Origin of the sequence: Bacteroides sp. An279 (genome assembly GCF_002159615.1) — a bacterium.
Taxonomy (GTDB): Bacteria; Bacteroidota; Bacteroidia; order Bacteroidales; family Bacteroidaceae; genus Phocaeicola; species Phocaeicola intestinalis.
Map to the genome: position 1 here is coordinate 37,404 of NZ_NFJA01000008.1, position 24,117 is coordinate 61,520.

At 45.8% G+C, this 24,117-nt stretch carries 31 protein-coding genes; 18 read left to right on the forward strand and 13 right to left on the reverse strand.

Translation table 11 applies throughout. The features are described from left to right. Window positions 1-80: 80 nt before the first annotated feature. The 4 genes from B5F78_RS02750 to B5F78_RS02765 form a co-directional block, all read right to left on the reverse strand. On the reverse strand, window positions 81-917 hold the full coding sequence (locus B5F78_RS02750) for a hypothetical protein (protein WP_087405919.1): 837 nt from the start codon (window positions 915-917) through the stop codon (window positions 81-83). A gap of 77 nt (window positions 918-994) precedes the next feature. Beyond that, a complete protein-coding gene (locus B5F78_RS02755; RefSeq protein WP_087405920.1) occupies window positions 995-1,405 on the reverse strand; it encodes a hypothetical protein in 411 nt (136 codons plus the stop codon). 118 nt (window positions 1,406-1,523) lie between these two features. Continuing rightward, the gene (locus B5F78_RS02760; protein ID WP_087405956.1) at window positions 1,524-1,970 is read right to left on the reverse strand and encodes a hypothetical protein; all 447 of its coding nucleotides are present in this window, start codon (window positions 1,968-1,970) and stop codon (window positions 1,524-1,526) included. A 31-nt stretch (window positions 1,971-2,001) separates the two neighbouring features. Beyond that, the gene (locus tag B5F78_RS02765; RefSeq protein ID WP_140400007.1) at window positions 2,002-3,123 is read right to left on the reverse strand and encodes a hypothetical protein; all 1,122 of its coding nucleotides are present in this window, start codon (window positions 3,121-3,123) and stop codon (window positions 2,002-2,004) included. 241 nt (window positions 3,124-3,364) lie between these two features. On the opposite strand from B5F78_RS02765, the gene B5F78_RS02775 reads away from it, so the two are divergent. The 9 genes from B5F78_RS02775 (at window position 3,365) to B5F78_RS02815 (ending at window position 9,018) form a co-directional block, all read left to right on the forward strand. Continuing rightward, complete coding sequence (locus B5F78_RS02775) at window positions 3,365-3,997, forward strand: recombinase family protein (RefSeq protein ID WP_087405957.1); 633 nt, start codon at window positions 3,365-3,367, stop codon at window positions 3,995-3,997. 13 nt (window positions 3,998-4,010) lie between these two features. Next, window positions 4,011-4,730: a DUF169 domain-containing protein gene (locus B5F78_RS02780; RefSeq protein WP_087405958.1), complete on the forward strand. Its 720-nt coding sequence runs from the start codon at window positions 4,011-4,013 to the stop codon at window positions 4,728-4,730. Window positions 4,731-4,738: 8 nt separating this feature from the next. Beyond that, the gene (locus tag B5F78_RS02785) at window positions 4,739-5,281 is read left to right on the forward strand and encodes a prolyl-tRNA synthetase associated domain-containing protein (RefSeq protein ID WP_087405923.1); all 543 of its coding nucleotides are present in this window, start codon (window positions 4,739-4,741) and stop codon (window positions 5,279-5,281) included. Window positions 5,282-5,285: 4 nt separating this feature from the next. After that, a complete protein-coding gene (trxA, locus tag B5F78_RS02790; protein WP_087405924.1) occupies window positions 5,286-5,582 on the forward strand; it encodes a thioredoxin in 297 nt (98 codons plus the stop codon). 5 nt (window positions 5,583-5,587) lie between these two features. Next, the gene (locus B5F78_RS02795) at window positions 5,588-5,785 is read left to right on the forward strand and encodes a hypothetical protein (protein WP_087405925.1); all 198 of its coding nucleotides are present in this window, start codon (window positions 5,588-5,590) and stop codon (window positions 5,783-5,785) included. Window positions 5,786-5,795: 10 nt separating this feature from the next. After that, a complete protein-coding gene (locus B5F78_RS02800; RefSeq protein ID WP_087405926.1) occupies window positions 5,796-6,611 on the forward strand; it encodes a YqiA/YcfP family alpha/beta fold hydrolase in 816 nt (271 codons plus the stop codon). After that, a complete protein-coding gene (locus B5F78_RS02805; protein ID WP_087405927.1) occupies window positions 6,611-7,009 on the forward strand; it encodes an FKBP-type peptidyl-prolyl cis-trans isomerase in 399 nt (132 codons plus the stop codon). The genes B5F78_RS02800 and B5F78_RS02805 overlap by 1 nt, the downstream gene beginning before the upstream one ends. Window positions 7,010-7,062: 53 nt before the next feature. Beyond that, on the forward strand, window positions 7,063-7,593 hold the full coding sequence (locus B5F78_RS02810; RefSeq protein WP_087405928.1) for a DNA-3-methyladenine glycosylase I: 531 nt from the start codon (window positions 7,063-7,065) through the stop codon (window positions 7,591-7,593). Window positions 7,594-7,710: 117 nt separating this feature from the next. Then, complete coding sequence (locus B5F78_RS02815) at window positions 7,711-9,018, forward strand: hypothetical protein (protein ID WP_087405929.1); 1,308 nt, start codon at window positions 7,711-7,713, stop codon at window positions 9,016-9,018. A gap of 85 nt (window positions 9,019-9,103) precedes the next feature. Here B5F78_RS02815 and B5F78_RS02820 read toward each other — a convergent pair whose 3' ends face one another. The 4 genes from B5F78_RS02820 to B5F78_RS02835 form a co-directional block, all read right to left on the reverse strand. After that, window positions 9,104-9,661: a hypothetical protein gene (locus B5F78_RS02820; protein ID WP_162608467.1), complete on the reverse strand. Its 558-nt coding sequence runs from the start codon at window positions 9,659-9,661 to the stop codon at window positions 9,104-9,106. 165 nt (window positions 9,662-9,826) lie between these two features. Next, on the reverse strand, window positions 9,827-10,324 hold the full coding sequence (locus tag B5F78_RS02825; RefSeq protein WP_087405930.1) for an SLOG family protein: 498 nt from the start codon (window positions 10,322-10,324) through the stop codon (window positions 9,827-9,829). 2 nt (window positions 10,325-10,326) lie between these two features. Continuing rightward, window positions 10,327-10,905 (reverse strand): ribonucleotide-diphosphate reductase subunit alpha, encoded by a 579-nt coding sequence (locus tag B5F78_RS02830; RefSeq protein WP_087405931.1) that lies wholly within the window; start codon window positions 10,903-10,905, stop codon window positions 10,327-10,329. A 775-nt stretch (window positions 10,906-11,680) separates the two neighbouring features. Then, entirely contained in the window at window positions 11,681-12,061 is a 381-nt protein-coding gene (locus B5F78_RS02835) for a single-stranded DNA-binding protein (RefSeq protein WP_087405932.1), read from the reverse strand. A gap of 217 nt (window positions 12,062-12,278) precedes the next feature. Here B5F78_RS02835 and B5F78_RS02840 point away from each other — a divergent pair, with 217 nt between their 5' ends. After that, entirely contained in the window at window positions 12,279-12,590 is a 312-nt protein-coding gene (locus tag B5F78_RS02840) for a hypothetical protein (protein ID WP_087405933.1), read from the forward strand. A 225-nt stretch (window positions 12,591-12,815) separates the two neighbouring features. On the opposite strand, the gene B5F78_RS02845 is transcribed toward B5F78_RS02840, so the two are convergent. The 4 genes from B5F78_RS02845 to B5F78_RS02860 form a co-directional block, all read right to left on the reverse strand. Beyond that, window positions 12,816-13,103, reverse strand: a complete 288-nt coding sequence (locus B5F78_RS02845; protein WP_087405934.1) for an LPD28 domain-containing protein — start codon at window positions 13,101-13,103, stop codon at window positions 12,816-12,818. Window positions 13,104-13,123: 20 nt separating this feature from the next. After that, complete coding sequence (locus B5F78_RS02850; RefSeq protein WP_087405935.1) at window positions 13,124-13,297, reverse strand: ribonuclease P; 174 nt, start codon at window positions 13,295-13,297, stop codon at window positions 13,124-13,126. Between the two features lie 21 nt (window positions 13,298-13,318). Further along, the gene (locus B5F78_RS02855; RefSeq protein ID WP_087405936.1) at window positions 13,319-13,615 is read right to left on the reverse strand and encodes a hypothetical protein; all 297 of its coding nucleotides are present in this window, start codon (window positions 13,613-13,615) and stop codon (window positions 13,319-13,321) included. Between the two features lie 611 nt (window positions 13,616-14,226). Then, on the reverse strand, window positions 14,227-14,994 hold the full coding sequence (locus B5F78_RS02860) for a hypothetical protein (protein WP_087405937.1): 768 nt from the start codon (window positions 14,992-14,994) through the stop codon (window positions 14,227-14,229). 533 nt (window positions 14,995-15,527) lie between these two features. On the opposite strand from B5F78_RS02860, the gene B5F78_RS02865 reads away from it, so the two are divergent. The 8 genes from B5F78_RS02865 (at window position 15,528) to B5F78_RS02900 (ending at window position 22,363) form a co-directional block, all read left to right on the forward strand. Next, complete coding sequence (locus B5F78_RS02865; protein WP_087405938.1) at window positions 15,528-16,073, forward strand: helix-turn-helix domain-containing protein; 546 nt, start codon at window positions 15,528-15,530, stop codon at window positions 16,071-16,073. After that, a complete protein-coding gene (locus B5F78_RS02870) occupies window positions 16,070-17,332 on the forward strand; it encodes a site-specific integrase (RefSeq protein WP_087405939.1) in 1,263 nt (420 codons plus the stop codon). Before B5F78_RS02865 ends, B5F78_RS02870 begins: the two co-directional genes overlap by 4 nt. A gap of 313 nt (window positions 17,333-17,645) precedes the next feature. Further along, complete coding sequence (mads1, locus tag B5F78_RS02875) at window positions 17,646-17,999, forward strand: methylation-associated defense system helix-turn-helix domain-containing protein MAD1 (protein WP_087405940.1); 354 nt, start codon at window positions 17,646-17,648, stop codon at window positions 17,997-17,999. Window position 18,000: 1 nt separating this feature from the next. Next, complete coding sequence (locus tag B5F78_RS02880) at window positions 18,001-18,597, forward strand: BT4734/BF3469 family protein (protein ID WP_087405941.1); 597 nt, start codon at window positions 18,001-18,003, stop codon at window positions 18,595-18,597. Next, window positions 18,548-20,365 carry a DUF3987 domain-containing protein gene (locus tag B5F78_RS02885; protein WP_087405942.1) on the forward strand — a complete coding sequence of 606 codons (1,818 nt, stop codon included), beginning with the start codon at window positions 18,548-18,550 and terminating at the stop codon, window positions 20,363-20,365. Before B5F78_RS02880 ends, B5F78_RS02885 begins: the two co-directional genes overlap by 50 nt. A gap of 87 nt (window positions 20,366-20,452) precedes the next feature. Then, entirely contained in the window at window positions 20,453-20,827 is a 375-nt protein-coding gene (locus B5F78_RS02890; RefSeq protein WP_087405943.1) for a MobC family plasmid mobilization relaxosome protein, read from the forward strand. Then, window positions 20,811-21,713: a relaxase/mobilization nuclease domain-containing protein gene (locus B5F78_RS02895; protein ID WP_087405944.1), complete on the forward strand. Its 903-nt coding sequence runs from the start codon at window positions 20,811-20,813 to the stop codon at window positions 21,711-21,713. Before B5F78_RS02890 ends, B5F78_RS02895 begins: the two co-directional genes overlap by 17 nt. Beyond that, on the forward strand, window positions 21,713-22,363 hold the full coding sequence (locus tag B5F78_RS02900; protein ID WP_087405945.1) for a hypothetical protein: 651 nt from the start codon (window positions 21,713-21,715) through the stop codon (window positions 22,361-22,363). The genes B5F78_RS02895 and B5F78_RS02900 overlap by 1 nt, the downstream gene beginning before the upstream one ends. Window positions 22,364-22,639: 276 nt before the next feature. Here the strand turns inward: B5F78_RS02900 and B5F78_RS02905 are convergent, their stop codons facing one another. Next, complete coding sequence (locus B5F78_RS02905; protein WP_087405946.1) at window positions 22,640-23,782, reverse strand: hypothetical protein; 1,143 nt, start codon at window positions 23,780-23,782, stop codon at window positions 22,640-22,642. Window positions 23,783-24,117 lie beyond the last annotated feature (335 nt).

Below are 24,117 nucleotides of genomic sequence, written 5' to 3' on the forward strand. Positions count from 1 at the left end.
GAGCCCGTCGCGCCATTCCACCGGCAAGCCTTTAAGGGACGGATTAGGCCTTGAAAAAGGCGGTTGTCCGGAGTTTCACGTTATTTGTTGCCGTTCCCTGCTTCCATACGGCCTGCAAGAAGCGTCTTGAACGGCTTGCAAAGGGCATGGAACGTTTCTTTTGTCTGTTTGTCTTCCAGTTCCAGGGATTCCGATTCCCCGTCGATTACCAGCTCCGCAAGCGTTTCCATGGCCTCGGGCATCAATGTCCAGTCCTCTGCAAGCACGTCATTGAAAAAACCGGCCAAGGAAGCGGTTGAACCTAAGCGGTACTTATGCAGGACGCGGCGGACGGAGGCCAAGGCCATGCTTTCCATGATTGCCCGGCAGTTTTCCGCATAAGCCGCCTTTCTGTCTTCCGGAAGATCATCTGTGCCTTGGTTGGTATCGGTCGGTGTTTCCGTATCGGTCAGACGTTGGCAGGCCCGGCCGCATTCCTCGCCGGATAACCGGCCGAATACCCATTCGGACAATGCGGTATCCACCTTGTCAATAATGGGATTGATTGTTTTTCCTTTGTTCTTTCCGGCTTCATTTCCATCGGGGATGGTTTCTGCCATCGTAATGATGTAGCTGCGGGTCAGGGAGGACTTCCTGATTTGTCCGAGATCTTCCAGTCCGTTCAGGAACGAGCGGACGGTGGCGCGGTGCCAATGCCAGCATCCGGCAAGGTCGGTAATCGTCACGGCAAATTGGCCGGGCTGCAATTCCACGTCCAGTTTTTTCAGCGCGTCGGAAACATAGCCTGCCGAAGCCTTGTCCAGCAGGTCACAATAGGCTTCCAGCTTGGTGTGCCGTTCGCCGGACTTCTCCTTGAGGTAATCCAATACCGGCTTGCCTGCCGGAATACAAGCGGATAATGTAGGTTTGTCTTTCATCGTCTTGTTGTTTTTCTTGTTAGTCATTAAAATGTACGGGTGTCATGTCCGTCTGCCGTAAGCAATGAGCATCGGGGTCAATAATAATAGCCGGGCAACACTTCCGGGTGTTTCCTCCAATGTTCCCGTGTTTTTTCATCCTTCCATCCGCTCAAAACCGTATGGGAAGGATAAAACAGGGCCGCCAAAAGAATAAGCCCTGCGGTAACCGCCATCGTGTACAGATGGGGAATGAACGCTGCAGCCAGTGCCGCGAGTGCCACAAACGTGAAATCTCTCCGGTTCTCGTGAATGCGGTGCAACCACCTGTCGGCACGCCTGAACGGGCACAGTAGGACGGACAATACGGTGGAAAGCAGAACGCCGTATTCTCCCTGGTTGCCGCTTACATGCACAAAATGGAACAGCAGCAGGAACACCACCAACAGTTGCGCATAGAACTTGCGGGCATTCTCCACACTGACCATCACCAGGTAGAAACGAGACATCCTCCTGCCACTCTTTCTGTACAAGAACAACGGCAGAAGAACCATAAATGCGGGGAATAATAGTTGAATCATTTTCCAGACCATAATTGTACGCATAAAAAAGTTTTTTGTACGGGCATTAAAGGAAGTCTAGCAACACGTCTGCCTTGTCCTTACGGTACTTGTAATGTCCGCTCCTGTCATGGAGGGCCAGGTCGTTGCATACCTCACCGCACATCTGTTCGAGCGAATCGAACAGCGTCACCTGGACGTTCCTCACCAGTCCGTCGCCGTCGGTGCGCGCGTTGATTTTGAACATGTGGCCGAACGAGGGATTGGAGTAGGCACAGGTACTGTGGCCAAATACCGTGGCATAGGAGGGGACGTGGTGGTAAAGCAGGACCATTTCCATGTCGTCTTCCAACATGTTCATCACTTCTTCCAGCGTACACTTGCCGGAAACGGGAAAGGTCAGCAGGATGTAGTCGTCATACACCAACGGGCTTTCCATTGTCCCCGCGTCCAACAGGTTGGGAAAACGAAGCGGTACGAAAGCCATGAAATCATCAAGAAATTTTTGCAGCATATAATGGAACATTTATTGGATAGCGTCTGTGTCAGAGTGTGGAAAGATGGATTTTCAACAGCAGCATTGGCATTCCTTCCAGACGCTCCTTGTCATAACCGAGAACGTCACAAAGACGGCCGATGGCTGCCGGCATATTGTCCGCCAGCTTATAGAGGGCTTCCCTCTGTTCCGGCGTGAGTAACGCAATGCGTCCGCCGTCCATTCCCATAAGGGGCTGCATCATCATCCACAGGTATGCCTGCGCCTGTTCCGGTGATTTCAGCCTGCCGTGCCCAATATCTTTCATGCAGGCTGTAGCGTTCTGCAACAGACGGCGGTTGGTCCGCAGGGTCAGGTATTGCACGGCTTCCTCTACTGGAAAGTCGGGCTTTCCTGCCGACTGTATGGCCAGCAGGCAGCATTTTTCCGTCTTTTCCGTGATTCCTGACATGGACGTGCCTGCCAGTTCGGGAAGACGGGTCAGATAGGAACGGAACAGCACATCCTCGTTCCTGAGGTAGTCAAGGAACTGCCTTTTGTCCGCGATGCCGTTTTCCAGCGTGGCCGACAGGAAGTGGTCGTAACGCTCCAATGCCTTTTCGGGGGTATCTTTATATAAAGGTATGGTATCAAGCGATGCAAAGAAAGGTTGCAGCTTTTCCGATTGCCGTTGCAGTTCCTCACGCCTTGCCGTCGGCATTCCTTGTTCTTTCAGGTAAAGCACCTCCCTGTACGTTCTTGGGGTTGTCAAGGCCAGCCTTTGGTATTCAGCGGCAATGGAGTTATGGACGGCGCGGAATGTCTCTTCAGGATAACCGTGAGCCTGCCGGACGGTGTCGCGTTGTAAGGCTGCCGATACTGAATCGCGGAGTTCCTGCCACGAAGCTAAGGAAGCCGCAAGGTCATCCCATTCCATGCTCTTTGTTTTCTGCACATCGGACAGATATTCTCGATAGGCAGTGACGGCTTCACCGGATGTCTCAAAATGCGGCACGGTGTTTTCCTGTGAGCATGATACCGATAGGAATGAGAACGCCGCAACGGCACAAGCGGCGGACATAAGGCTTGTAATCTTCGAGTATGATTTTCCGTTTCCAGTCTTTGTGGATGAATGGATGATACAGGAGAAATATGTTCCGACCAGTCTTTTAAGTTCAATTTTATGTTTCATTGCGGTGAAAGATTTGATTTTGGCCGCAAATTTAGGTGATATAAAGGTCATTGAAAGCATATTTGTTCAAACTTTACCGATAATTATAAATCATACTCGAAAGTATGATTTGTTATGCAAACAAGTGAAATGAAAGAGAAATTACGAGTTTAATAATCTTAAAGAAATATTCAAGTATGATTGTTTCTTGAAGAAAACATGTACTTTTGCAGTTGTTATCATTCAAATACGCTTATCGGATATGGCAAAAGTAGGTTACATCTTCCATGCGGAGCAATATGACGGTTTCGATGCGGACAGGCATTGGATGGAAGAATACGGCTGCGTACAGGTAGTGGAGGAACTGTCCGGACAGGAAAAGCAACGCCCGGCATGGAAGCAGCTCATGGCAAGCCTCGGTCGGGGCGACGAGTTGTTGGTGGCTAAATTCAGCAATGCCGTGCGCGGGGTGCGCGAACTGGCCGTACTGCTGGAACTCTGTAGGGTGAAGGTGGTGCGCGTCATTTCCATTCACGACCGGATTGACTCCCGTGGCATACTGTTTCCTGAAACGAGAACAGAAGACGTGTTGGAGATGTTCGGCTCGTTGCCGGAGGAAACGGCCGCACTGCGCAAGGCTTCCGCCCATGTGGCGCGGCTCAGGATGAGTCAGAAACAGGTGAAGACCGACGCCGGAAGGATGAGAGCCGACAGGGAGGAATGTATCGTACACATGTATGACGAGGGGCATTCCATCGACGAGATTTGGGAGGTAAGCGGTTTCAAGAGCCGCAGTTCGGTGTTTCGCATACTCAACAAGCACGGGGTAACGCTGAACAGGGGACCGCATCAGGGACCGTTGAAGAAGCGCAAGGATGACACACAGCAAATATAAAGGATTTTTGGATATGACCATACAGGAATTTATCGCCAAATACAGGGAGGCTTTCGGCGAAAGCGTGCCTCTCCCCGTCGCCTTCGGCTACAGTGACAAGGCCGTAACGGAAGTGAAGAAGATACCACGTTGCATGATTGGCGCGATACGCAAGGTATGTGACGGCGAACCGTTGACACTCTCGGCGGACAATGTGCTGTGTGGTGGCGGACGGTTATATACCGCCTTTGCGCCCATGCCGGAACGTGTGCCGGCGTTCGTCTCGGAAGCGGAACACTACAAGCAGACTAAGGAACTGGCGAAGGAATACATCGGGAGGCTGGACATCCGCCTGTCGGATAAGCCCTACTTGAACTTCATCCGCATGGACAGGCTGGAAAGCCTTAATGACATGGAGGGCATACTTTTCTTCGCCACGCCCGACGTGCTGTCAGGCTTGTGTTCGTGGACGTTTTATGACAATAACGACGATGATGCGGTATGCGCGCGTTTCGCTTCGGGCTGTTGCAGCATCGTGACCTTCGCGGTCAAGGAGAACCGGACGGGAGGCCGCAGGTGTTTCATCGGCCTGCTCGACCCGTCGGCACGTCCGTTGGTTCCCGGAAATGAGCTGACATTTACCGTTCCGGTCAGTCGGTTTAAGGAAATGATGAATACGATGGATCAGTCAGCTTTGTTCCAAAAGGCATATTCCATCGTAAGGAAGCGCATCAACGGAGAGATACAAAACTGAATGAGGACATGGAACATTATATCGGACATCCGCCTTATGCGGAAGAGGAAACAATAATGGAAAGGGGCACATACCTTTTCCTCGACACTCTTGGAATAGAATATGAAACAGTCCGACACAAGGCGGCTTTTACTATGGATGATTGTGCCGAAGTGGAAAAAGAACTTGGCGTACCTGCATGCAAGAACCTTTTTCTCTGCAACCGGCAGCAGACACAGTTCTACCTGCTCATGCTTCCGGGGAAAAAGATTTTCAAGACAAAGTTCCTTTCATCCGAGCTGGGTTGTGCCCGGCTTTCCTTTGCCGATGAAAGTCACATGACCGAAATGCTCGGCCTGCATCCGGGAGCTGTATCACCTATGGGACTGATTAACGACAGGAAGGGCAACGTGCTGCTGTTGATAGACCGTGAGCTGCAGGCTTTCGAGTGGTTCGGATGTCATCCGTGTGTAAATACGGCCACGCTTAAATTACGGATGGACGATTTGCTGGGAAAGATTGTTCCGGCAACCGGACATACCTATAAAATCATAGAATTAAAAACAGAATGAACAAATGGAAACTTTCAACGATGTGATTTCAGAAGACAAACTGGTGCTGGTGGACTTCTTCGCCACTTGGTGCCAGCCTTGCAAAATGATGCACCCCGTACTGGAACAGGCGAAAGCCTCTCTCGGCGACAAGGTGCGCATCATCAAGGTGGATGTGGACAAATACGGACAGACCGCCGCACAGTATGGCATACAGGCCGTGCCGACCCTGATGCTTTTCCGCAAAGGACAGATTCTTTGGAGGCAGAGCGGTGCCATGACAAAGACTGGCCTGATGTCTGTTATCAACCAATACATGTAAGCCTCATGACAGCAAAGGAACAGGCATTGTACGCACTCATGGAAGGACAAGGCTACAGCTACGGACTTATGCAGACTGCCATCCATTTACTTGGGCAATTCAAGGAAGCATTGGACGAAATGATTATCTTTATTGAGGACAACCATCCTACGGAGGAAGCATTTATCCGTCGTATGGCCTCCTTGTGCGAAAAACAGCTATGAAATAAAAGAAATGAAAAAGATTTTATTCCTTCACGGTTTCTTCGCTTCCGGCAGTTGCGTTCCTGCGCTGACGCTGAAACAGGCATTTGGCGGAAAGATAGAAGTCATGACACCTGACCTTCCCATGCACCCTTTGGAAGCACTCGATTTTGTCCATCGTCTCTGCGACAAGGAAAATCCCGATTTGCTGGTCGGAAACAGTTGTGGCTCGTTCCTTGCACAGATGCTCGCGCCGGTTGCAGGCATTCCGGCTTTACTGGGCAACCCGCACTTTGAAATGACGAAGTTCCTCAAGGAACGCATCGGAAACCACCGGTACAAATCGCCGAGAAAGGACGGTAAAATGGAGTTTGTCATTGACAGCGGACTGATAGAGGAATTTGCGGAACTGGAATGCCGCCAGTTCGATTGCTGCAGTCCTTATTACAAGGACAAGGTCTGGGGGCTGTTCGGGGAGCAAGACACGCTGGCACACTACGAACCGTTGTTCATGGAGCATTACAACGTGGCATTTCACTTTCCGGGCGGACACACCCCGACGGAACAGGAGGTGATGACATGGTATGTGCCATTAGTTGAGAAAATGCTGATGACATACTACAAACCAACAGACGGCTACCGATATTTCCTGCATTTCAAAGGTGGAATGTATCGTTTTATCCACACTGCCTTTGACAGCGAGACTCAAGAGCGCATGGTGGTCTATCAGGCTCTCTATGGCGAAAAGGACTATTGGGTGCGTCCTGAAAAAATGTTCTTCGGTAAAGTGACGAAGGACGGCAAGACATTCAACCGTTTTTTGGAAACTGAAAATATAGACAGGTAATGAACAAAAAAGAATACGCGCAGGCCAACAAAGACTGGCTTATACAAAAATCGCAGGAAGAAGGAGTTAAAAAGCTTGCCAAGGGCATCTGCTACAAAGTTCTTGCAGAAGGGAAAAACGACGGCAGGCATCCTACACCGCACAATATCGTAACCGCACACTATACCGGACGGACGATTGACGGACGGCAGTTTGACAGCAGCTGTGGCGGCGTTCCGCCGGCCTTCCGTCTTTGCGACCTCATCGAGGGATGGATTGTTGCCATGCAGCAGATGTGCGTGGGTGACAAGTGGGAGGTTTACATTTCATCGGAGATGGGCTACGGTAAATTTGCCCAACCCGGCATTCCGGCAAATTCCACGCTCGTGTTTGAAATCGAACTTTTAGGAATAGCGTAATGAAAGACATGGACATAAGTGAACAGGGGAAACGGTGATGCCATTGGTGCAACATGGCTAACCCGACATACGTGGCCTACCACGATAATGAATGGGGTGTGCCGGTTCACGATGACGGAAAACTCTTTGAAATGCTCCTGCTTGAATCTTTCCAGGCCGGGCTTTCATGGGAGTGCATCCTGAACAAGCGGGAGGCGTTCCGCAAGGCATTCGACGGCTTCGACTGCCGGAAAATAGAACTCTATGACGGAAACAAGCTTCAGTCGTTGATGCAGGACAAAGGCATTGTCCGTAACCGGCTGAAGATTAAGGCTACAGTAACCAACGCAAGAATATTCCGGGAAATACAAACGGAATACGGTTCGTTTGACCGCTACATCTGGGGCTTTACCAATGGTAACATTGTATATGAGACAGGACTTGCCACCTCGCCGTTGTCCGACGCCATATCAAAAGACCTGCGGAAAAGGGGAATGAAATTTGTGGGCAGCACCGTCATCTATGCCTATCTACAAGCCGTAGGCATCATCAACTCGCATGAGGAAGGCTGTTGGCTGGCCAAAAGAAACAGGAGGAAGACATGAAATCATGAATGTAGAAAGTGTAAGGGATTATTGCCTGTCCTTGCCATTGGCAACGGAGGATTTTCCGTTTTGATGTAACATTTATGTCAATAATTATAAATAACAATTTCAAGTAATATGGATTATAGACAAAAGACAAATAGGGGTGAATATATACCTGCATTTTTTGAGATGTATCTAAGAATTGATGGAGATATTGATTTAAATAAGCTATCCGAAAGAGATTTTTCTCTTTTTTTTCATGAATATATTCATTTCCTACAAGATATAACAACCACGTATGGATTAACTACATGCTATGTTTATGGAGAGTACATTCAAAGTGTTGTCAATGATATATATGAAAAGGGACAACAAGTGTTTGAAGTTCCATATATATATAAAGATAACAAAGATAATATTAGACTCAATGAGCAGGTACAGAATTTAACACTTGGAGATTGGGATAGCAATATTGAATCATTGGAAGACATTAAAATATCTTTCGATGAATGTGGATTAGAATTTGGTGAAGAACAAAATTTACCTCAAATTACGACTATCTGCCTCCAAGCCAATGAGGATGATTATATCTCATTCGGGGCATCAGCAATAAAGGAGAGCATAGCCTATATAATGGAACGGTATTGTTGTGTAGAATATGAAAAATCTTATGACTTTCCATATTCTTCTGCAGAAAAGGTTACAAGTGCAATATACCCAGATTTTGGACGAAATGTATTAAATGTATTAGCCTTGGCTGATTGTTCCTTAATGTTTTCGAATCCTGGTTTTGTTTTTGTAAAAATGCTCTATCAATTCAAAGAGAAAAAATACAATCCTATAAAGCCCCAAGATATTTACTCTCAACTAAACAAAGCCAAGGTTAATAATGGAATTAGTGTTTTTTGTTTTTTTGAGAATATGGCTAATGAGATAAGAAAAAAATTAAAGTCTTATTTTATGGTCCCTGAGCATCCAGAGTTACACAAGGCATATCACGAATGGGTAGATTTAGTTATTGATACCGCATTGAGAATGAGAAAAGAAACACCATCGTATTTATTAGATATCATTGCAGATTCTCCTGTTTCTTCCAGCAAACTATTTAGTGAAATTGTAAATACATTAGGAACTCCAATGATGAAAAACAAACAGAAAGATTACTTTACCATCAAGCCTGAAGGAAAAGTTGGATGGAGTGTTGAGATTATGAAATCTGTACATCAAATGTATAAAATTCTCCATGATGGAAATTTTCAATGTTCACTATATCCGTGGTGTTTACGAAGTTTCAATATACATCCCGAAGAAAACTTAAATCCAACACCTGATAAATGTCTTAAGACTCCATGGGCAAGAGCAAGTGAAAAGGATTTATGTCCACTTGGACTATTATGGAAAAATTGGAAATTAGTATCTTATTGTCCTACAAGAGTTGAATAGAGTAAAGGAGAACGGGGAACTCGCTTATTTATCAGAGCCCCCGTTTTCAGAGATTAGTTCAACAGCACAATGATATGGCAATACTTCAGAGCAATGTCAGTTGCTGCGGCCCGGTATGTTTTTGTTTCAACTCCCGAAGACCGGCCATCAGCCGGCTTGTCTCTTTGGAAGACATTTTGGCGTACTGCTGTTCCAGCATACGGATGCCGCATGACACGGCTTCCTTATAATCCGCTATAGGTTCATCCCAGACAGACGGATAGCTTCCTCCACCCGCATTGCTTGTGCCCCAGCTGACAGTAACGGCATACTGGCCGTTCACGGATTGGCCGATGTGTATTACATTGGCGGTGTCAAGCTCTATATTCTCCACAATGGGCAACATTCCCCTTATCCATCCGTATTCATCAAAGCGCTTGTCCGCATAACCGAACAGCTTTCCACGTTCATAGGTGGAGACATTCAGCATGACGTGGCGGATGCTTTGACCGAAACTTTCAAACCACGAAACCTGCTCCGAATCGTCTTGCCGAAGTGCCTGAATATAACGCGACACGTATTGCCGCTCATGGCGGCACGGCAGGTAGTCCGCCAACTCCTGTAACTTTTCCTCTTTGCTCATTTGAGATAATGCTTTTTCCATATCCATCCGTTTTTGCATTTTATAATCGTCCGTTCAACGGTCTCTTCTAAAATCGTTCCACCTGTCACCGCCGATGATAGCCTTGAGGATAATCCACAAAACGCGGAATACGATGGCGGCAACAATGATGCCTGCAATGTCCTTCATAATTTCTTCTTTTGTTGTTCATACACTGTCATACAAGTTAATTACGTCCAGTCCATGCGACCTTGCCTTCTTGCACGTATAGTACGTGCCGCCTTTGGGTTGCCCGTCAAAATAGGCAATCACGCCGCATGAACGCTCCAGCATGTAGTCATTCCGCCTTAAAAGACAGCCGTCATAATAGAACCTGCTCAACACGACCGTTTCGTCCACATTGGCGAGGATGTCCCTATACAACTCACGGTCATTCTCCGTCCAACGGTCAGACTGTCCATGGAACGGCACTACGGCTATCACCTTCATGTCAGGCAGCTCGCATTGCAGCGAAAGGGCGGCTGTAGCCGCCAGCGTGTCAAAACCGAGTGCCATGCCACAATAGAAATTGCGCACGCCCCTTGCATAAGCCTTAACTATCTCTGCCATCAATTCCTGCTTCAAAGCTTTCCGCTTGTCTTGCGGAACAAGGCGGTGTCCGCTGAAGCATACGGATTGCGCCTTGATGTCCTTTGTCTTTTCCATAATCAGTTCTCTTTTTTATATCTGTAATGTGTCCTTCCCAAGAATATGCCGCCAGCTACATTCGCACCTAACCGCTCCAGCCGGTCGGCAAACGTTCCATAGCTCTGACCTGTGGAAATCACATCGTCAAAGATGCAGACGGTCTTTCCCTTGATTTGTCCGGCATCGAACTCTACCAAGTCTGTAATGGCGGACAGCTTGTCGTGACGGTGTTCATGCACGGCCGGACGTTCCCCGGAAACATGCACAAGCGAAAAGCCGTTGACGATGCCTGAAAGCTCGCTCACCCGTTGACAGAAATACTTGTAACGGCTCACATTCTTCTCCTCACTGCTCGCTGGAACACAGACAAAGGTCATGTCCTTTACCTTTTCTCCATACTTGCAGACAAGATACCCTGCCGTCATCTGTGCCACACGTTCCGTAGCCTCTTCCTCTGCGTCCTTGAACGCCCACACCAGATTACGCGCCTCGATGGCATCTTCCCCGACATTGCGGATGCGTACAGGGAAATACTTGCAGAACCAAACCTGTGGCTTTGCCAACTGCTTTCTGATGTCCTCACTGATTGTCTGTGCCATAACTCTGTTTTTTTATTTCCCTTTGTTCGCAAGCCTTTCAGCTTGCCCAGGGATATTTTTTGCATTCAGGAAGTGGCGGCGGCAATACGGCAAGACAGTCAAGGGAAATACGCTCCCGAACAAGGGGCGGGAGGAAGATTTCCCGCAGAAACGCCGTGGCTGCGCTTGCCATTTGCAGACAGGACGACACTAAATTTGCAAGAAATATCCTCAGGGCAACGCTGACCGGCAGAAGGATGAATACTGTAAAAAGGGGCGGAAAGGTATAAAAGGACATTGAGGGTGGGCGTGGAACGGCAAATGGCAGCCGTGCGGACTACCCGGCGGACGCACTTGCACCAATGGGGCAAGTATGTCCGCGTCCGCATTCCGGCGGTAAGGCGTTTCCGCATCATAGCAGCCCGCTGCCATGTGCGGCGACGCTTTGCCTGTCGGACAGCCCTTGGCGTTCCACAACGGTGTGGGGCGAAGCTTTATGACAAGGACGACGGCAAAGACGTTTTTATAATGGGCCGACAAAGAAAAGGCCGGTACGGACACAAGGGAACTTGCCCGTCTTGCTGTCGGGCGTGTTCCGTCCGTACTTTTGCGGAAAGGGCCGGTACAGGACGTAGCAGGCCTTGTCCTGCCACATGCTGTAGCGACGCTTGGGCAAATCGTACTTTGACTATAAAAGGCGGAAATATAAAAAGGAAAATGCGGCAACAAGCATGGATGAAAAGAATAAGATGAACAATAAAAAACGGCCCGAAGGCCGCTTTATGGGAAGGCTGGATTATTTCTTGCCTTTCTTCTCTGCCTTTTTCTGCCCGGCAGGAGCTTCTTCCTCTTCGGGAACGGGATAGAACTTGGTGGCAACCATGATGACGCGGTTGTGCTTTACGCCGTCCTTGTCGGTCCATTCCTCGGGCTTGAAATACCCCTCGAAGGTGAGCATTGCGCCTTTGGCCAACTGGTCGAACGATTCCGTATGCTCGTTCTTACGCCATACTTCCATATTGACGAAAGCCGACACGCGCTTGGGTTCATCGCCGTTGGTTTCCTGACGGCCGATTGCCAAGGGGAAACGGGCTACGCTTGCATTGGTGAACTGGCGGATTTCTGCGTCCTTACCTACAAAACCTGATACTGTGAAGTTGTTCTGAAACTTTTTCATGATGAATTGTTTTTAGAAGTGAAACTTAATTTTTACATGCGAACAACTGCAGTCCCGTACCAATGTGGTCAGGCCATGAAAACCGAACTGAATACTCTTTATTTTACGCAGGAAAATAAAGGAAGATTCCGGACTGTTTTATTGGCGGGAGTGCAACGCCCACACAAGACGGCCATTCATAGCCGTCGAAGCGGGACGCTAACTTTGCATCGAAAAAATGAGTGGCTTCTCAAAAGGACAATTCGGAAAAAAGTACAGGGAAACCACTTCACACGGTTTTGCCCGTGCAAGGACGGTCCGCATGTTCCATGCAGCGACAACGTTTCCTGCAACCGATCATAAAGGAAATGATGCAGGTATGAAAGCCATCAGCCGTCTTGTCTGTATGGAGGCGCAAGAAAGCCTACGGTTCGACCGGAAAGGTGGAATGCTTTTGACGAGGAAAAGCCGGAGTGTTCTGTCCGCCAAAAGAGAAAGGCGGAAGCGCAATCGCATGGTCGCCGGTTCTCTCCCGCCGATGAGGAAATGAAATGGGAAAAGACGGAAAGGTAATATCCGGCATTCCTTAAAGCGGAACGGACATCTTCAGGTGAACGGAACAATGACTATAAAAGGAAGTATGCCTGTATAAACGGGAAAGCGAAACCCTATAAAAAAGGGCAGGCCACAAATGGTAATATAAAAGGTTACAGGGACAGAATGAACTGTGTGGAAGCAGCCCACACAATCCATTCAGGTAAAGGGTCAGGCGATGTCAATCAGGAAAGCTCCATTCCGTAATGACAATTTCCTCGTTATCCCGGATACCGTTCACCGGTTCGCAAATCAATGTGCCGAAAAAGTTTACCGCCACGCAACCGTTCTTGATGGTTGCCGGTTCTGTATCGTCATCATCCGCATAGCGAAGATGATACCAAGTCTTGCCTTGCGGCAACGTTTCCACGGAAATTCTCAAGTCGATAAACTCGCCCTCAACGGCCAATCCGTTCTCCAACACCAGACGCATGGGTCTTGCGTCCTCTTTCTTATAATCATATAACATAAGCAGTATATTTATAAAGGTTAGTCAAAAATCAATACATCATCACGGCTTCTTACCACTTCCTTGCCGTTTATCAGTCTCACGACAATTTCCTTGCCGTAGTCCCATACCACTTCTCCGTCCGTATATCCCTTATACGGCTCCAGCAACGTACAACTGCAGCCGATGATGGTCTCGTTCTCATATCCGTACATAGCCCTGTCCGTTTTATGGTTTTAATACCTGATTTCCCATTCTCCGTTTCTGAACACCCTGAAGCTCACATACTCATTGCAAAGTTCATGGGTCAGTACCCTGATGTAAATATCATTCTTGCCCTCCAAAAGAGAAATCATGTTGTCCATCATTTCTTCAGGGTAAACCCATTTTGAGGAAAACTCACATTCGATACCGTTCTCCAACCGGTTTACATAACAGTCACAGAAATTCTCTTCCAAGTAATCTTCTACCTTTTTAAGGTCATTCATGTTCTTTGTCTCCGCATAGAACAGATTGGTCGCATAGTTTGCCATAATCTTCAGTTTTTAGGTTTATTCATTTCCCTTATGTAGCTCTGCTACTTTCGGGCTTGACTATAATTTTGCCGCCACAAAAGGTTCCATACAGCTTCGGCAAGGTTTCAGGACGAAATACTACCTTACAGGGTGGAGATTTCGGCAATGAACCGTAAGGCGCTGACCTTGCAAGAAAGCACAGTATGGAAGTTACCTTTGCGGCACAATTATGTCAAGTTGCCCGAAAGGAGTAGCGCAATAGTGAAAATGTCCATGGATATAAGCGGTAATAAGATATAAAGGTGCTGGCCAAAAAAGAAAATAGTCAAATAGATTATTTGAAGAGTGAGGAATGGCTTACCGACACTTTACTTTGCTCCATTAGTATATATATCCTAAACCAAAGAAAAGTATAAATGTGAAGTTACAGGTGTACCCGTTTTTGTGCAGTTTGGAATATGACTCGAAGAGAATAAAAGGACAGACTGGCTTTTTCTTTTGGCCAGCAAAAACTTTTTCTTTTGTTGTAATGAACAATTATGCCTAATAATTAGAACGGTTAAAATAGAGATGTATATCAATAAGTGATTTCCCAATTATTAGAACAGCAAGAAAGCAGATAAAACTCTTTATTTTTCAGTTTGCTGTTTTATCGGATTGGAAACAGTTGAAGGAATGATCCTTTCATCAATTTTTATTTTATGCTTTCCAGTCGTTGTACGCAAATTCTTCCTGATTGTATCAAGAGTGGAATTGACAAACCATTCATGAAATGTTTGCATGACGAACTGTGCCGTTATGTCCCGACTGATGTTGTATTGGAAAGCAATGTTCCAAGCAAAATTCTTTAATGAAATTTGAGTAACATCTGTACGTCGTTTGATGTGGATGTTTACAGTTAGAACTTGTCTGTTGGTAACAAAATATCGGACGCATTCGCATATTTGGAAGATTTCTTCTTCGTTAAAGTCAAATTGCCGGAATGTGTTTCTTGTGTATTGTAATATAGCTTGCAGTTTTTCATCCTCTTGCCTTTCCTTTTGTTTAAGATATTCCCGTTCTTCATGCTGATATTCATAATGGAATAGCTCCATTCGTTTCATTGGGATGTTGTTGCCAATCGCATATGTAGCAGCATAGCTGCATTCTTCTTTGGCTTGTCGGTCAGATTGTATAATGTGGCGGAATAAAGAGGGTAAGGTTATTATATATTCTGACATGAAAAGGCATAAATGATAAATGAGTTTTAGAACAACATAACAAGCGACTATGACAAAAGGTAAAATGCTTGACGGCACACTAACAACAGCACTCAAGAAAAATGATATTGCTGATGCCAAAAGTACCATTCCTACCTCTTTTGCCAAGGATTGAAATGTATGTTGTTTTTGCTTCATAACTATTTTTGTCTATGGTTGTTTTTGCAAAGGTATAACGTATTTTCATAAAAAACGAAAGTCAAAAATAGAGGGCAAAAACGCAACAATCTCTCAGTATGGTATTTATGAAAGCAAGAGTGAAACAAAAGCAGAAACGAAAAACACGAATATAAACAAGAGCAAACAAGATATTAATGGTTAAATAAATATAAATAATTTAGAGCGAATACTTATTATGATTCCAATATCATTGTCCTTTATTTTGGGTGTATAAATAGTCCATATTTGTACCATAAATTTGTATATTATTGATAATCAGTGTGTGTTATATTTGAGGAAGTCAAATGATTCCGATAAGTAAACAAATAATAAACAATAAGCAAAAGCGTGCAGCTCAACGAGTTGCACGCTTTTTGCGTTTATGGGGTTCTTGGTTTCTATGCCTTTTTTACGCCCTTTTTTATCTCTTATTTGCGACATATTTGCATCACGTCTTATTTGGCGAAAAGGAACAACTTAAATATACATAAACTATTTATAAAGAGAAAGATATGCCAAGAGGTAATTACAAAATCCAAAGAGTATGTGAAGAGTGCGGTAAAATCTTCACTCCTCCTACGTTGATGTCAAAGTATTGTTGTTCAGCCTGTTCTAAAAAAGCGTACAAGAAAAGGCAAATCGCAAAGGAAAAAGAGGCAATTCGTCAGGCTTTAATCAGACAAATACCGTCGAGTAAAGGTTATCTGACCGTCAAGGAAGCCGTATTGATTTATGGCATCAGTAAAGATGCTCTTTATCGTATGATCAGGCAAGGACTTCTTCCGTCACACAATTTCGGCCAACGCCAAACACGTTTAAGTCGTCAGTATATGGATGAGCACTTCAAGAAGAAACCTAGGCAAAGGAATAAGAAAAAGGAAGCATTGTCTTTTGACCCCAAGGACTGTTATACAATCGGACAAATAGCCCAAAAGTTTCACATCAATGAGGGTACTGTACTTACGCATATTCGCCGTAATTCTATCCCAACACGTCAAATCGGTAACTATGTTTATGTGCCAAAAACAGAAATAGATAAATTATACAAGTCATTATGAAGAAAGCATTGCCTAACACTAAAGTGACCGTTAAGCTCAGAAGGTCGAGATACAAGGAAGAGTGGTATCTGATTATCGAATCATATCCTGTGTACAAACACGGCTCAAACAGAGCAAGCCGAGTGGTAGAGTCAATCAACCGGACTATATCCACGCCTATTTGGGATAAGTCATCCATCGCACGAATTCTGCCGGATGGCAGTTTCAACTACAAGCCGAAGAGGGATTTGAACGGAATTATTCAATGCCGTTCCACAATCGACCAGGAAGCTTGTATCTATGCCGATAATGTCCGGAAGTTGCGTCAGCATGAGTACGATAGTGCCATTCTCTATACAGATAAGGAAAATGAACTTGCAGCGCAGAATGAACGTAGTGAACAGGACTTCATCAAATACTTCAACGGTATCATCAGCAAACGCCATCCCAACAGTTCAAATTCGATTATCGTCAATTGGATGCGTGTGGGCGAGTTGCTGAAAATCTATTCGCAAGGGAATCCCATTCCGTTCAAATCCATCTCCGTAAAATTACTTGAGGACATCAAGATGTTCCTGCTCCGTGCCCCAATGGGAGGTAACAAGAAAGGCACAATCTCACAGAATACGGCATCCACTTATTTCTCTATCGTCAAGGCCGGACTGAAACAAGCATTCATTGATGAATACCTAACCGTTGACATCAGTGCAAAGGTGAAAGGTATCAGTTCGATTGAAAAGCCTCGTGTTGCTCTTACTATGAATGAGGTACAGATGCTGGTAGATACGCCCTGCAAGGATGATGTGCTGAAACGTGCGTTCCTGTTCTCAATCCTGACCGGCTTACGCCACAGTGACATAAAGCCGTTGAAGTGGAAACAGATTCAGCAGACAAGCAAAGGAACGTGGCAGGCCGTGGTTGTACAGCAAAAGACAAAGAAGCTCGATTGTAAGCCCGTTACTGCACAGGCGTTGCAACTGTGTGGTGAACGCCCAGATGATGATGAACGCCTGGTGTTCGAGGGTCTGACAGATATTTCTTGGATATCCCATCCATTGAAAGAATGGATAGAGGCATCAGGCATAAAGAAGCACGTAACTTTTCATTGCGGACGTCATAGTTTCGCCTCGTTGCTCCTTGAAAACGGCGTAGATATTTATACGATAAAGTCTTTAATGGGACATACCAATGTCAAAACAACTCAAATTTATACTCATATTGTGGATGCAGCAAAGGAGAAAGCTGCCAATACATTACATATAGATAACCTGCCCGTATAAGGTCGCGGTGCTAATTTCCACCATTGAGCATCAGTTACTTATGTAAAGGAATTCTCTATTTACCACCCATTTGCCCCTCATGAAGCACCATGCTTTTTGAGGGGTTTTCTTTGTTATATCCCCGAAGTCCTATTGTTTTTCTAATTCCGCTCATGTTTTTATTCCATCAGTTACCTTTCATAAGAGCAGGTGTCTTAATGAAACTTAAATCTGCATGTGGTAACAAAGGGGCAGAGTGGTGATTGTCCGGCACCTATTTAGCACCCGTAAGCATCCATATAGTTTTGCGGCATAAACTTAAAAACGTGAGAATATGAGTTATACCGTAAGTTCATTGGAGGAAATGCCAAATGCATTGTCCTACCTGATTAAGACTGTTGAAGAATTGCAGTCCACCGTAAAAGCATTGCAGCATAAGCAGGCAAGTGATTCACCTAAATGGATGGATATAGATGAGCTTTGTGCCTATCTGCCGTCACATCCAGCCAAGCAAACGGTTTATGGATGGGTATCGGCCAAACAGATACCTGTACATAAGATAAATAAAGCATTGGCTTTTTTACAATCGGAAATAGATGATTGGTTAAAGAGTAAAGTCCACAAGACACAGGACGATCTCATGCTGGAAGCCGAACAATTTGTCAAATCCAAAAAGATTATCAGATAATATGGAATATACGGATTATTGTTTTTCATTCTTTCGCAAGCCCATTCAGAACATTGAGCCGTTAAGGGCAATAGGCGTTGTGGATGTGTACCGATATGTGGTTGGCCATTATGCCCAGCCACAAACGGAAACTCTGCGCTCAATGACTACTCCTGCGGATGTCAAAAAATATAAGGCTTCTCACTTTGACTATTGCACTTTCTCCGGTCTTTTCCGCAAGCGGAATGAAAAGGAACTGATAATGCACTCAGGACTGATGTGCCTGGATTTTGACCATATAGAGAATATGGAGGAAGTGAAGCAGCAGATTCTCAATCACGAATATTTTAATACGGAACTGCTGTTCACCAGCCCTTCTGGAAATGGATTGAAGTGGATTATACCTGTAGATTTGAAGGGATGGGAACATTCACGCTTTTTCAAGGCTGTTGCCAACTGCATCCGTGCTACCGGGTTGCCAAAGGTGGATATGTCGGGGAGCGATGTGGCGCGCGCCTGTTTCCTGCCTTACGACCCACAAGCATATATTAACCCTAAATACAACGATTATGTCAAAGAAAATATTTTCCGCCCAAGATTGGGAGAATGTCCCTTTTGAGAATAGTGTTCCAACATCTCCTAAATTACTCTCGGCTCCAAATTTCACCTCTAATAATAAAGAGGAAGAAATAGAACGTATCATTTGCGAAATAGAACAACGTGCCGTTGACATCGCACCTGAATACAAGGATTGGGTGGAATTGGGCTTTGCCTTGATTGACGGATTTGGTGAAAACGGAAGAGAATATTACCATCGTATCAGCCGCTTCCATCCAGACTATCAAAGGGAAGAAACAGACAAGCAATATACCCGTTGCCTGCAAGCCAAAGGGCAAGGCATAACAATCCGTTCGTTTTTTCATTTGGCTGGACAGGCAGGTATTCCGCTAAGTTCGATAGGGGAACAGGATTTATCCATTTTACCAAATAACCAAAATGGCAAAACGGGCAAATGGATAAAATCGGCAGATGAACTTCCTGCATTTCCCGAATGTGTGTTCGAGCAACTGCCCCCTTTTTTATGTGAAGTTGTCGGTAACTCCATTTCGGAGGACGACCGCGATACCATTCTGATAGGAGCGATAGTATGTCTGTCGGTTTGCTTCCATAATGTCTGTGGTGTGTATGATGAGCGTATTGTTTACCCTAACCTTTACTTGTTTGTTGTGGCTGATGCCGGAATGGGTAAAGGAGCGTTGACTTTATGCCGTGAGTTAGTGGCTCCCATTAACCGTAATCTGCATGAGCTTTCGCAACGGATGGAGCAGGAATACAAAGAAGCAATGAACACCTATATCAAAAGCAAGAAGTCGGACGGTGCAACTATGCCGACTGAACCGCCTATGCGTATGCTTATCATCCCGGCCAATAGCAGCGCAAGTTCCTTGTTGAAGATATTGGGCGATAATGACGGTGTCGGGCTGTTGTTCGAATCTGAAGGTGACACGTTAAGCCAGACATTGAAGTCGGATTACGGCAACTATTCCGATGTGCTGCGTAAGGCGTTCCACCATGAGCTGGTCAGTTTGAGCCGACGCAAGGACAGAGAGTATTGCGAAGTCAGCAATCCGAGGGTGTCTGTAACGTTGGCTGGAACGCCCGAACAGGTAAGGCGGTTAATACCCGATGCGGAGAACGGACTGATGAGCCGCTTCTGTTTCTACATCATCCGCTTCAAACGCGGCATAAGGAATGTGTTCGCCACAAGTGACATATCGCAATCCAAGAACGCTATGTTCAGAATGCTTGGCGACAAGTTCTTCCACCTGCAGGAGGAGTTTCTGAACCGCGGCTGTTATTCTTTCTCTCTTCCCTTAGATTTGCAACAACAATTCATTGAATATCTCAGCCGGGTGAATGAGGAATGCTGTGATGAGGTGGACAACAGAATGCAGGGCGTGGTCAGGCGCATGGGACTGATTGCCTACCGCATCATGATGGTACTGACGGCAGTCCGCCAACTGGGAAACGGATACGATGTACAGACTTCTCAGGACGGCATTATCCGGTTGGTTTGCCATGAGTCTGATTACCGTGCAGCCATGAGTATCTGTGACACGCTGCTCTATCATGCCGTCTTTATCTATCGGAATCTGTCAGGAAATCAGAGCAAACAGACCGCTTCCATTCTGCAGGAAACAGGCGTTGCCGCACGGAGGAGCACCCTTTATAATATGTTGCCCGAAACTTTCACGAAGAAGGATTATGACGCTGCGGTATTTGCTTTGGGAGAGAACGGAAGCACGGCTGCCAAGTGGATAGAAGCCTTTATAAAGAGCGGCAAGCTATGCCGGATTGAACAAGGTAAATACAGGAAGATTTTTTGAGTGGCCAGTTTGTGTTTTAGTGTCACTAAAACCGTTGCGGCAAGCGGAACAACTGCCACTCAAAAATGCTCAATAAACCAAATCAATATGAATACAGGAAATGGGAAGTCAGGAGGCCGCCCGAAGTTGGCGGACTATCAGAAACGCACGAGATGTTTTCGGGTCATGTTCAATGAGAACGACTACATTTATATACAGTCAAAGGCTGAGCAGGCCGGGCTGTCTGTCAATGAATTTTGCCATCAGGCGGCAATGGGTTGTGGGGTAAGCCAGCGCATCAGTCCGGAAATGGCTTCTGCCATCCGTGACTTGTCCGGCATAGCCAATAATGTCAATCAGATTGCACATCAGATGCACATTCATGGGTTGGAAGTAGTCAGGCAACATTGTATTACCATCATCACAGAAATCAGCAGAATTATTGCACAGATAAAAAACGATAATCATGATAGCGAACATTAAAACGAGAGTGGACTTCGGAGGCATCGTGAACTATGCCAATGACCAAAAGAACAAGAAGAAGAGTGCTACTCTGTTGGCACATGAGGGTGTTTGCACTGTCAGTAATAAGACTATTGCGGACTCTTTCCAGATACAGGCATCCATGCGCCCAAAAGTGAAAAGTCCCGTCAAACACGTTTCTTTAGCCTTCTCACCGCAAGATGCGGCTCGTTTTCCCAACGATGAGAAAGGAGATGCGCTCATGGTGGAAATTGCCCGGAAATGGATGGAGCGGATGGGGATTCGCAACACACAATATATCATAGCTCGTCACCATGACACCAAGCATCCCCATTGTCATTTGGTATTTAACCGGATAGACAACAACGGCAACCTCATTTCCGACAGTAACGAAAGAATACGCAGCACGAAAGTATGCCGTGCGCTGACGGAAGAATATGGCCTTTACCTTGCACCGAAGAACAGTAAGGCGAGAAATAAAAACAGGTTGCGGCCTCACCAATTACGGAAACTCAATCTCCGTTCCGCAACTTTGGATGCATTGGCAGAATCCCATTCATGGAAAGACTTTTTGTCTGCATTGAAAGTTCGGAATATAGACATCCGTTTTAACCGAAGTCAAGCGTCAGACAAAGTGCATGGTGTTTCTTTCAGTCAATACGGTATCAGTTTGGCAGGTTCCACGCTTGACCGTGACTTGAGTTTTAACAGCCTTTGCACGACATTGGGTTGCTTAACGGAGGAACTGTTGTTTCAACCTCATCAGACAATCACTTCCAGTGCTGCAGGAGGGACAAGCAACAGCCTTGGATGGCGTGATGAAAAAGACAAGAATATCCCAAAAAAGAATGAACCTTTTTATAAACCCTTTAAACGTAGAAGATAATGAAAGAAGATGTGATAGCTGCAAATCTCGCAAATTTGCGTCAAAGTCTAAATGAATTGAAAGAAACCGTCAATAACCTGAATGAGGCTTCCCAAAATCATACGCAGACTGCCCAATCAGCCATTGACGAACAGACTATTTGCAATAGCGTTGAAAAAAGTTTCTATAACTGTTGGAACGATGTCTTGTCGATATTGAAAAAATCAGTGAGAAAAGAGCAACCGGACAGAATCCCTTTCTCTGTATGGATTCCCAAACTGATAGATTTGCTTAAACGGAAGTTCAGCCTGATAGATTATCTCTATGTTCATGTTTGCGATTATAACACGAATCGCTTGAAGATTGAAGCCAATACGGAGAGCATCCTCGAACGGCAGAATGAAATACTCGCAAGAGTTAATGAATTGAGGTGTCCGCTGACCATCATTCCGCCCAACGTCAACGGCCTGTTCTTGCGTGGTTATCACTTCAAACTTCGTTATGTGATAATTGTTGTCATTGCTATTTTTGTATGGGCTGTGGCGGCTTCATTCAGCAGCATGAAATATAAGGAGGAAGCATTCGCATATTATTCCATGTATCGGGCGGTAAAGGAGCAGCATCAGTATCTGATGGGAATAACAGATAATAAAAGTAAAATGAATAACTAAAGGCTTATATATCAAGCAAAAGAGAATGTGTATATATCGGCACATTCTCTTTTGTAGATTCATCAGCTTTGGCGAAACAGACTTGACAGCAATCTGTCTATGAGAACTATTTACGTCTATGCTTCTTTGAAAGCATTACTTGAACGGCAAGTGCTGCAATGGTCAGCACTATGGGCATGCTATTAGTAGGTCTGGGACATACAATCATACGCTCGTTTCTTTGTAGGTTTTGCAGGAATAAGCCTGTGCTTTGTCGTGTTGCAGGGTGTTTTTTCCTTATCTCTTGCGTTTGTGGAATAAAGAGCATAAACCTCTCACTGCACTTGAACCAGCTACTCCACCACCGATTCCACCGATGATTCCACCAATAACAGTGCCTACACCGGGGAAAATAGCAGTGCCGATGGCTGCCCCTGCTGTAGCTCCAGCATAACCGCCACCCACTCCGGCCGCATTGCTTGCCGTGTTCTCGCAGAATTGTCCGCAAGACATTTTTCCTCGACAAACTTTTATGGCATCAGGAATGGTTTGCGCGGCAAGCATCACACCTCCGGTAACCATATTGGTGCGCATGCCCTTTGTCAAGACATTTTTTGCCGCTTGCCCTACAAGCTGTTTCCCAACAAGAGCAGATGCTGTCTTTTCCACTACTTGCTGACCAAGCTGGGTCTTGCAGGCAACATCCATTACTGTGCGTGATGCGTGTGTCGCTGATGCGGCCATGCTGCGACCTACTGTAGTGCGTAGCAATTGCTGTGTACCCACACCTACAAACATGGCCGTGACTCCGCTTTGGGCAGCCTGTGAAGAAGCAGCTTTAAGAGCCTCTTTATGCGTTTTGCCGCCTCGTACACTGTTGACATAGGTCAACAAAAACGACATGCCACAAGTAAGCCCGCATGTGACAGCTTGTGTCTTCACATCGAACTTGATAGAGTCGATGTTGCCTGCCCTAGCGATATTCTTGGCTTCGTTGTAGGTGCAATTGCCTTTTACCACCAAGTCACTTGCAGTGGCCGGGTCTGTCACACCGGGTACTTGACCATCGCGAATCTTGTCTGCCATCAGTTTGACAGCTTCCTCGTATTGGTCTTTTGGCACTTCGAGTTTCATGCCGCTGTACCGGTAACGACAGTCTTGGAAAGCGGCGTTGACTGAATCTTGAGCCGTAGCACAATACTTTGTTTGTATCTGCACTCCGTTCACTATTCGGTCTGCACCGTTGCAACTGTTGTTCCTTCCAACTTGGTCGACAGCCTTTCCTGCAAGGCGGTCTGCCATGGCGTTGGCATCTTCTGCCGCCCATCCATGAGCCTGACGGTTGCGGTACTGGGTGTACTGCATGTAAGAGTTGGTAGACTGGGCGCTGCTTGCTGCTGATGCGCCATTAACTGTGCTGTTGTTCACATTCTTCTTCATAGTTTTAGAAGTTAGTGATTAAGAAGGTCATTCTTCTCTTCGGGTTATTCCGCCGAGCTTCGAATCCGGACACTTCCTTACGGACTCGAACTTTCATTGAAAATTAAAAAAATTGCACAGTGTCTATTACCTCATTCATGCGGTCACTTATACCGCATGGGTAAAGAATCAGGCTCTATTGTTATTCCAAAGAACTCTTTGTCTTGTTTGACGATGCAAAGATACGCACTCTCTATCATTCAAAAAAAGATTTCGAAACTGGGAATGATTCCTTGGCTAAAGAATCAATAAACTTCTTCCAGAGTATATGTTGGCATTGATATGTTTGAAGTAAA

Bases quoted from the DNA above. Each gene is read 5' to 3' on its own strand.
- B5F78_RS02750 (WP_087405919.1), bottom strand. From the start codon at position 917: ATGAAAGACAAACCTACATTATCCGCTTGTATTCCGGCAGGCAAGCCG.
- B5F78_RS02835 (WP_087405932.1), bottom strand. From the start codon at position 12,061: ATGAAAAAGTTTCAGAACAACTTCACAGTATCAGGTTTTGTAGGTAAG.
- B5F78_RS02815 (WP_087405929.1), top strand. From the start codon at position 7,711: ATGGATTATAGACAAAAGACAAATAGGGGTGAATATATACCTGCATTT.
- B5F78_RS02840 (WP_087405933.1), top strand. From the start codon at position 12,279: ATGAGTGGCTTCTCAAAAGGACAATTCGGAAAAAAGTACAGGGAAACC.
- B5F78_RS02775 (WP_087405957.1), top strand. From the start codon at position 3,365: ATGGCAAAAGTAGGTTACATCTTCCATGCGGAGCAATATGACGGTTTC.
- B5F78_RS02760 (WP_087405956.1), bottom strand. From the start codon at position 1,970: ATGCTGCAAAAATTTCTTGATGATTTCATGGCTTTCGTACCGCTTCGT.
- B5F78_RS02855 (WP_087405936.1), bottom strand. From the start codon at position 13,615: ATGGCAAACTATGCGACCAATCTGTTCTATGCGGAGACAAAGAACATG.
- B5F78_RS02885 (WP_087405942.1), top strand. From the start codon at position 18,548: ATGTCAAAGAAAATATTTTCCGCCCAAGATTGGGAGAATGTCCCTTTT.
- B5F78_RS02805 (WP_087405927.1), top strand. From the start codon at position 6,611: ATGAACAAAAAAGAATACGCGCAGGCCAACAAAGACTGGCTTATACAA.
- B5F78_RS02820 (WP_162608467.1), bottom strand. From the start codon at position 9,661: ATGGAAAAAGCATTATCTCAAATGAGCAAAGAGGAAAAGTTACAGGAG.
- B5F78_RS02890 (WP_087405943.1), top strand. From the start codon at position 20,453: ATGAATACAGGAAATGGGAAGTCAGGAGGCCGCCCGAAGTTGGCGGAC.
- B5F78_RS02785 (WP_087405923.1), top strand. From the start codon at position 4,739: ATGGAACATTATATCGGACATCCGCCTTATGCGGAAGAGGAAACAATA.
- B5F78_RS02900 (WP_087405945.1), top strand. From the start codon at position 21,713: ATGAAAGAAGATGTGATAGCTGCAAATCTCGCAAATTTGCGTCAAAGT.
- B5F78_RS02825 (WP_087405930.1), bottom strand. From the start codon at position 10,324: ATGGAAAAGACAAAGGACATCAAGGCGCAATCCGTATGCTTCAGCGGA.
- trxA (WP_087405924.1), top strand. From the start codon at position 5,286: ATGGAAACTTTCAACGATGTGATTTCAGAAGACAAACTGGTGCTGGTG.
- B5F78_RS02800 (WP_087405926.1), top strand. From the start codon at position 5,796: ATGAAAAAGATTTTATTCCTTCACGGTTTCTTCGCTTCCGGCAGTTGC.
- B5F78_RS02860 (WP_087405937.1), bottom strand. From the start codon at position 14,994: ATGAAGCAAAAACAACATACATTTCAATCCTTGGCAAAAGAGGTAGGA.
- B5F78_RS02780 (WP_087405958.1), top strand. From the start codon at position 4,011: ATGACCATACAGGAATTTATCGCCAAATACAGGGAGGCTTTCGGCGAA.
- B5F78_RS02905 (WP_087405946.1), bottom strand. From the start codon at position 23,782: ATGAAGAAGAATGTGAACAACAGCACAGTTAATGGCGCATCAGCAGCA.
- B5F78_RS02865 (WP_087405938.1), top strand. From the start codon at position 15,528: ATGCCAAGAGGTAATTACAAAATCCAAAGAGTATGTGAAGAGTGCGGT.
- B5F78_RS02795 (WP_087405925.1), top strand. From the start codon at position 5,588: ATGACAGCAAAGGAACAGGCATTGTACGCACTCATGGAAGGACAAGGC.
- mads1 (WP_087405940.1), top strand. From the start codon at position 17,646: ATGAGTTATACCGTAAGTTCATTGGAGGAAATGCCAAATGCATTGTCC.
- B5F78_RS02755 (WP_087405920.1), bottom strand. From the start codon at position 1,405: ATGTCTCGTTTCTACCTGGTGATGGTCAGTGTGGAGAATGCCCGCAAG.
- B5F78_RS02810 (WP_087405928.1), top strand. From the start codon at position 7,063: ATGGCTAACCCGACATACGTGGCCTACCACGATAATGAATGGGGTGTG.
- B5F78_RS02765 (WP_140400007.1), bottom strand. From the start codon at position 3,123: ATGAAACATAAAATTGAACTTAAAAGACTGGTCGGAACATATTTCTCC.
- B5F78_RS02880 (WP_087405941.1), top strand. From the start codon at position 18,001: ATGGAATATACGGATTATTGTTTTTCATTCTTTCGCAAGCCCATTCAG.
- B5F78_RS02895 (WP_087405944.1), top strand. From the start codon at position 20,811: ATGATAGCGAACATTAAAACGAGAGTGGACTTCGGAGGCATCGTGAAC.
- B5F78_RS02870 (WP_087405939.1), top strand. From the start codon at position 16,070: ATGAAGAAAGCATTGCCTAACACTAAAGTGACCGTTAAGCTCAGAAGG.
- B5F78_RS02830 (WP_087405931.1), bottom strand. From the start codon at position 10,905: ATGGCACAGACAATCAGTGAGGACATCAGAAAGCAGTTGGCAAAGCCA.
- B5F78_RS02845 (WP_087405934.1), bottom strand. From the start codon at position 13,103: ATGTTATATGATTATAAGAAAGAGGACGCAAGACCCATGCGTCTGGTG.
- B5F78_RS02850 (WP_087405935.1), bottom strand. From the start codon at position 13,297: ATGTACGGATATGAGAACGAGACCATCATCGGCTGCAGTTGTACGTTG.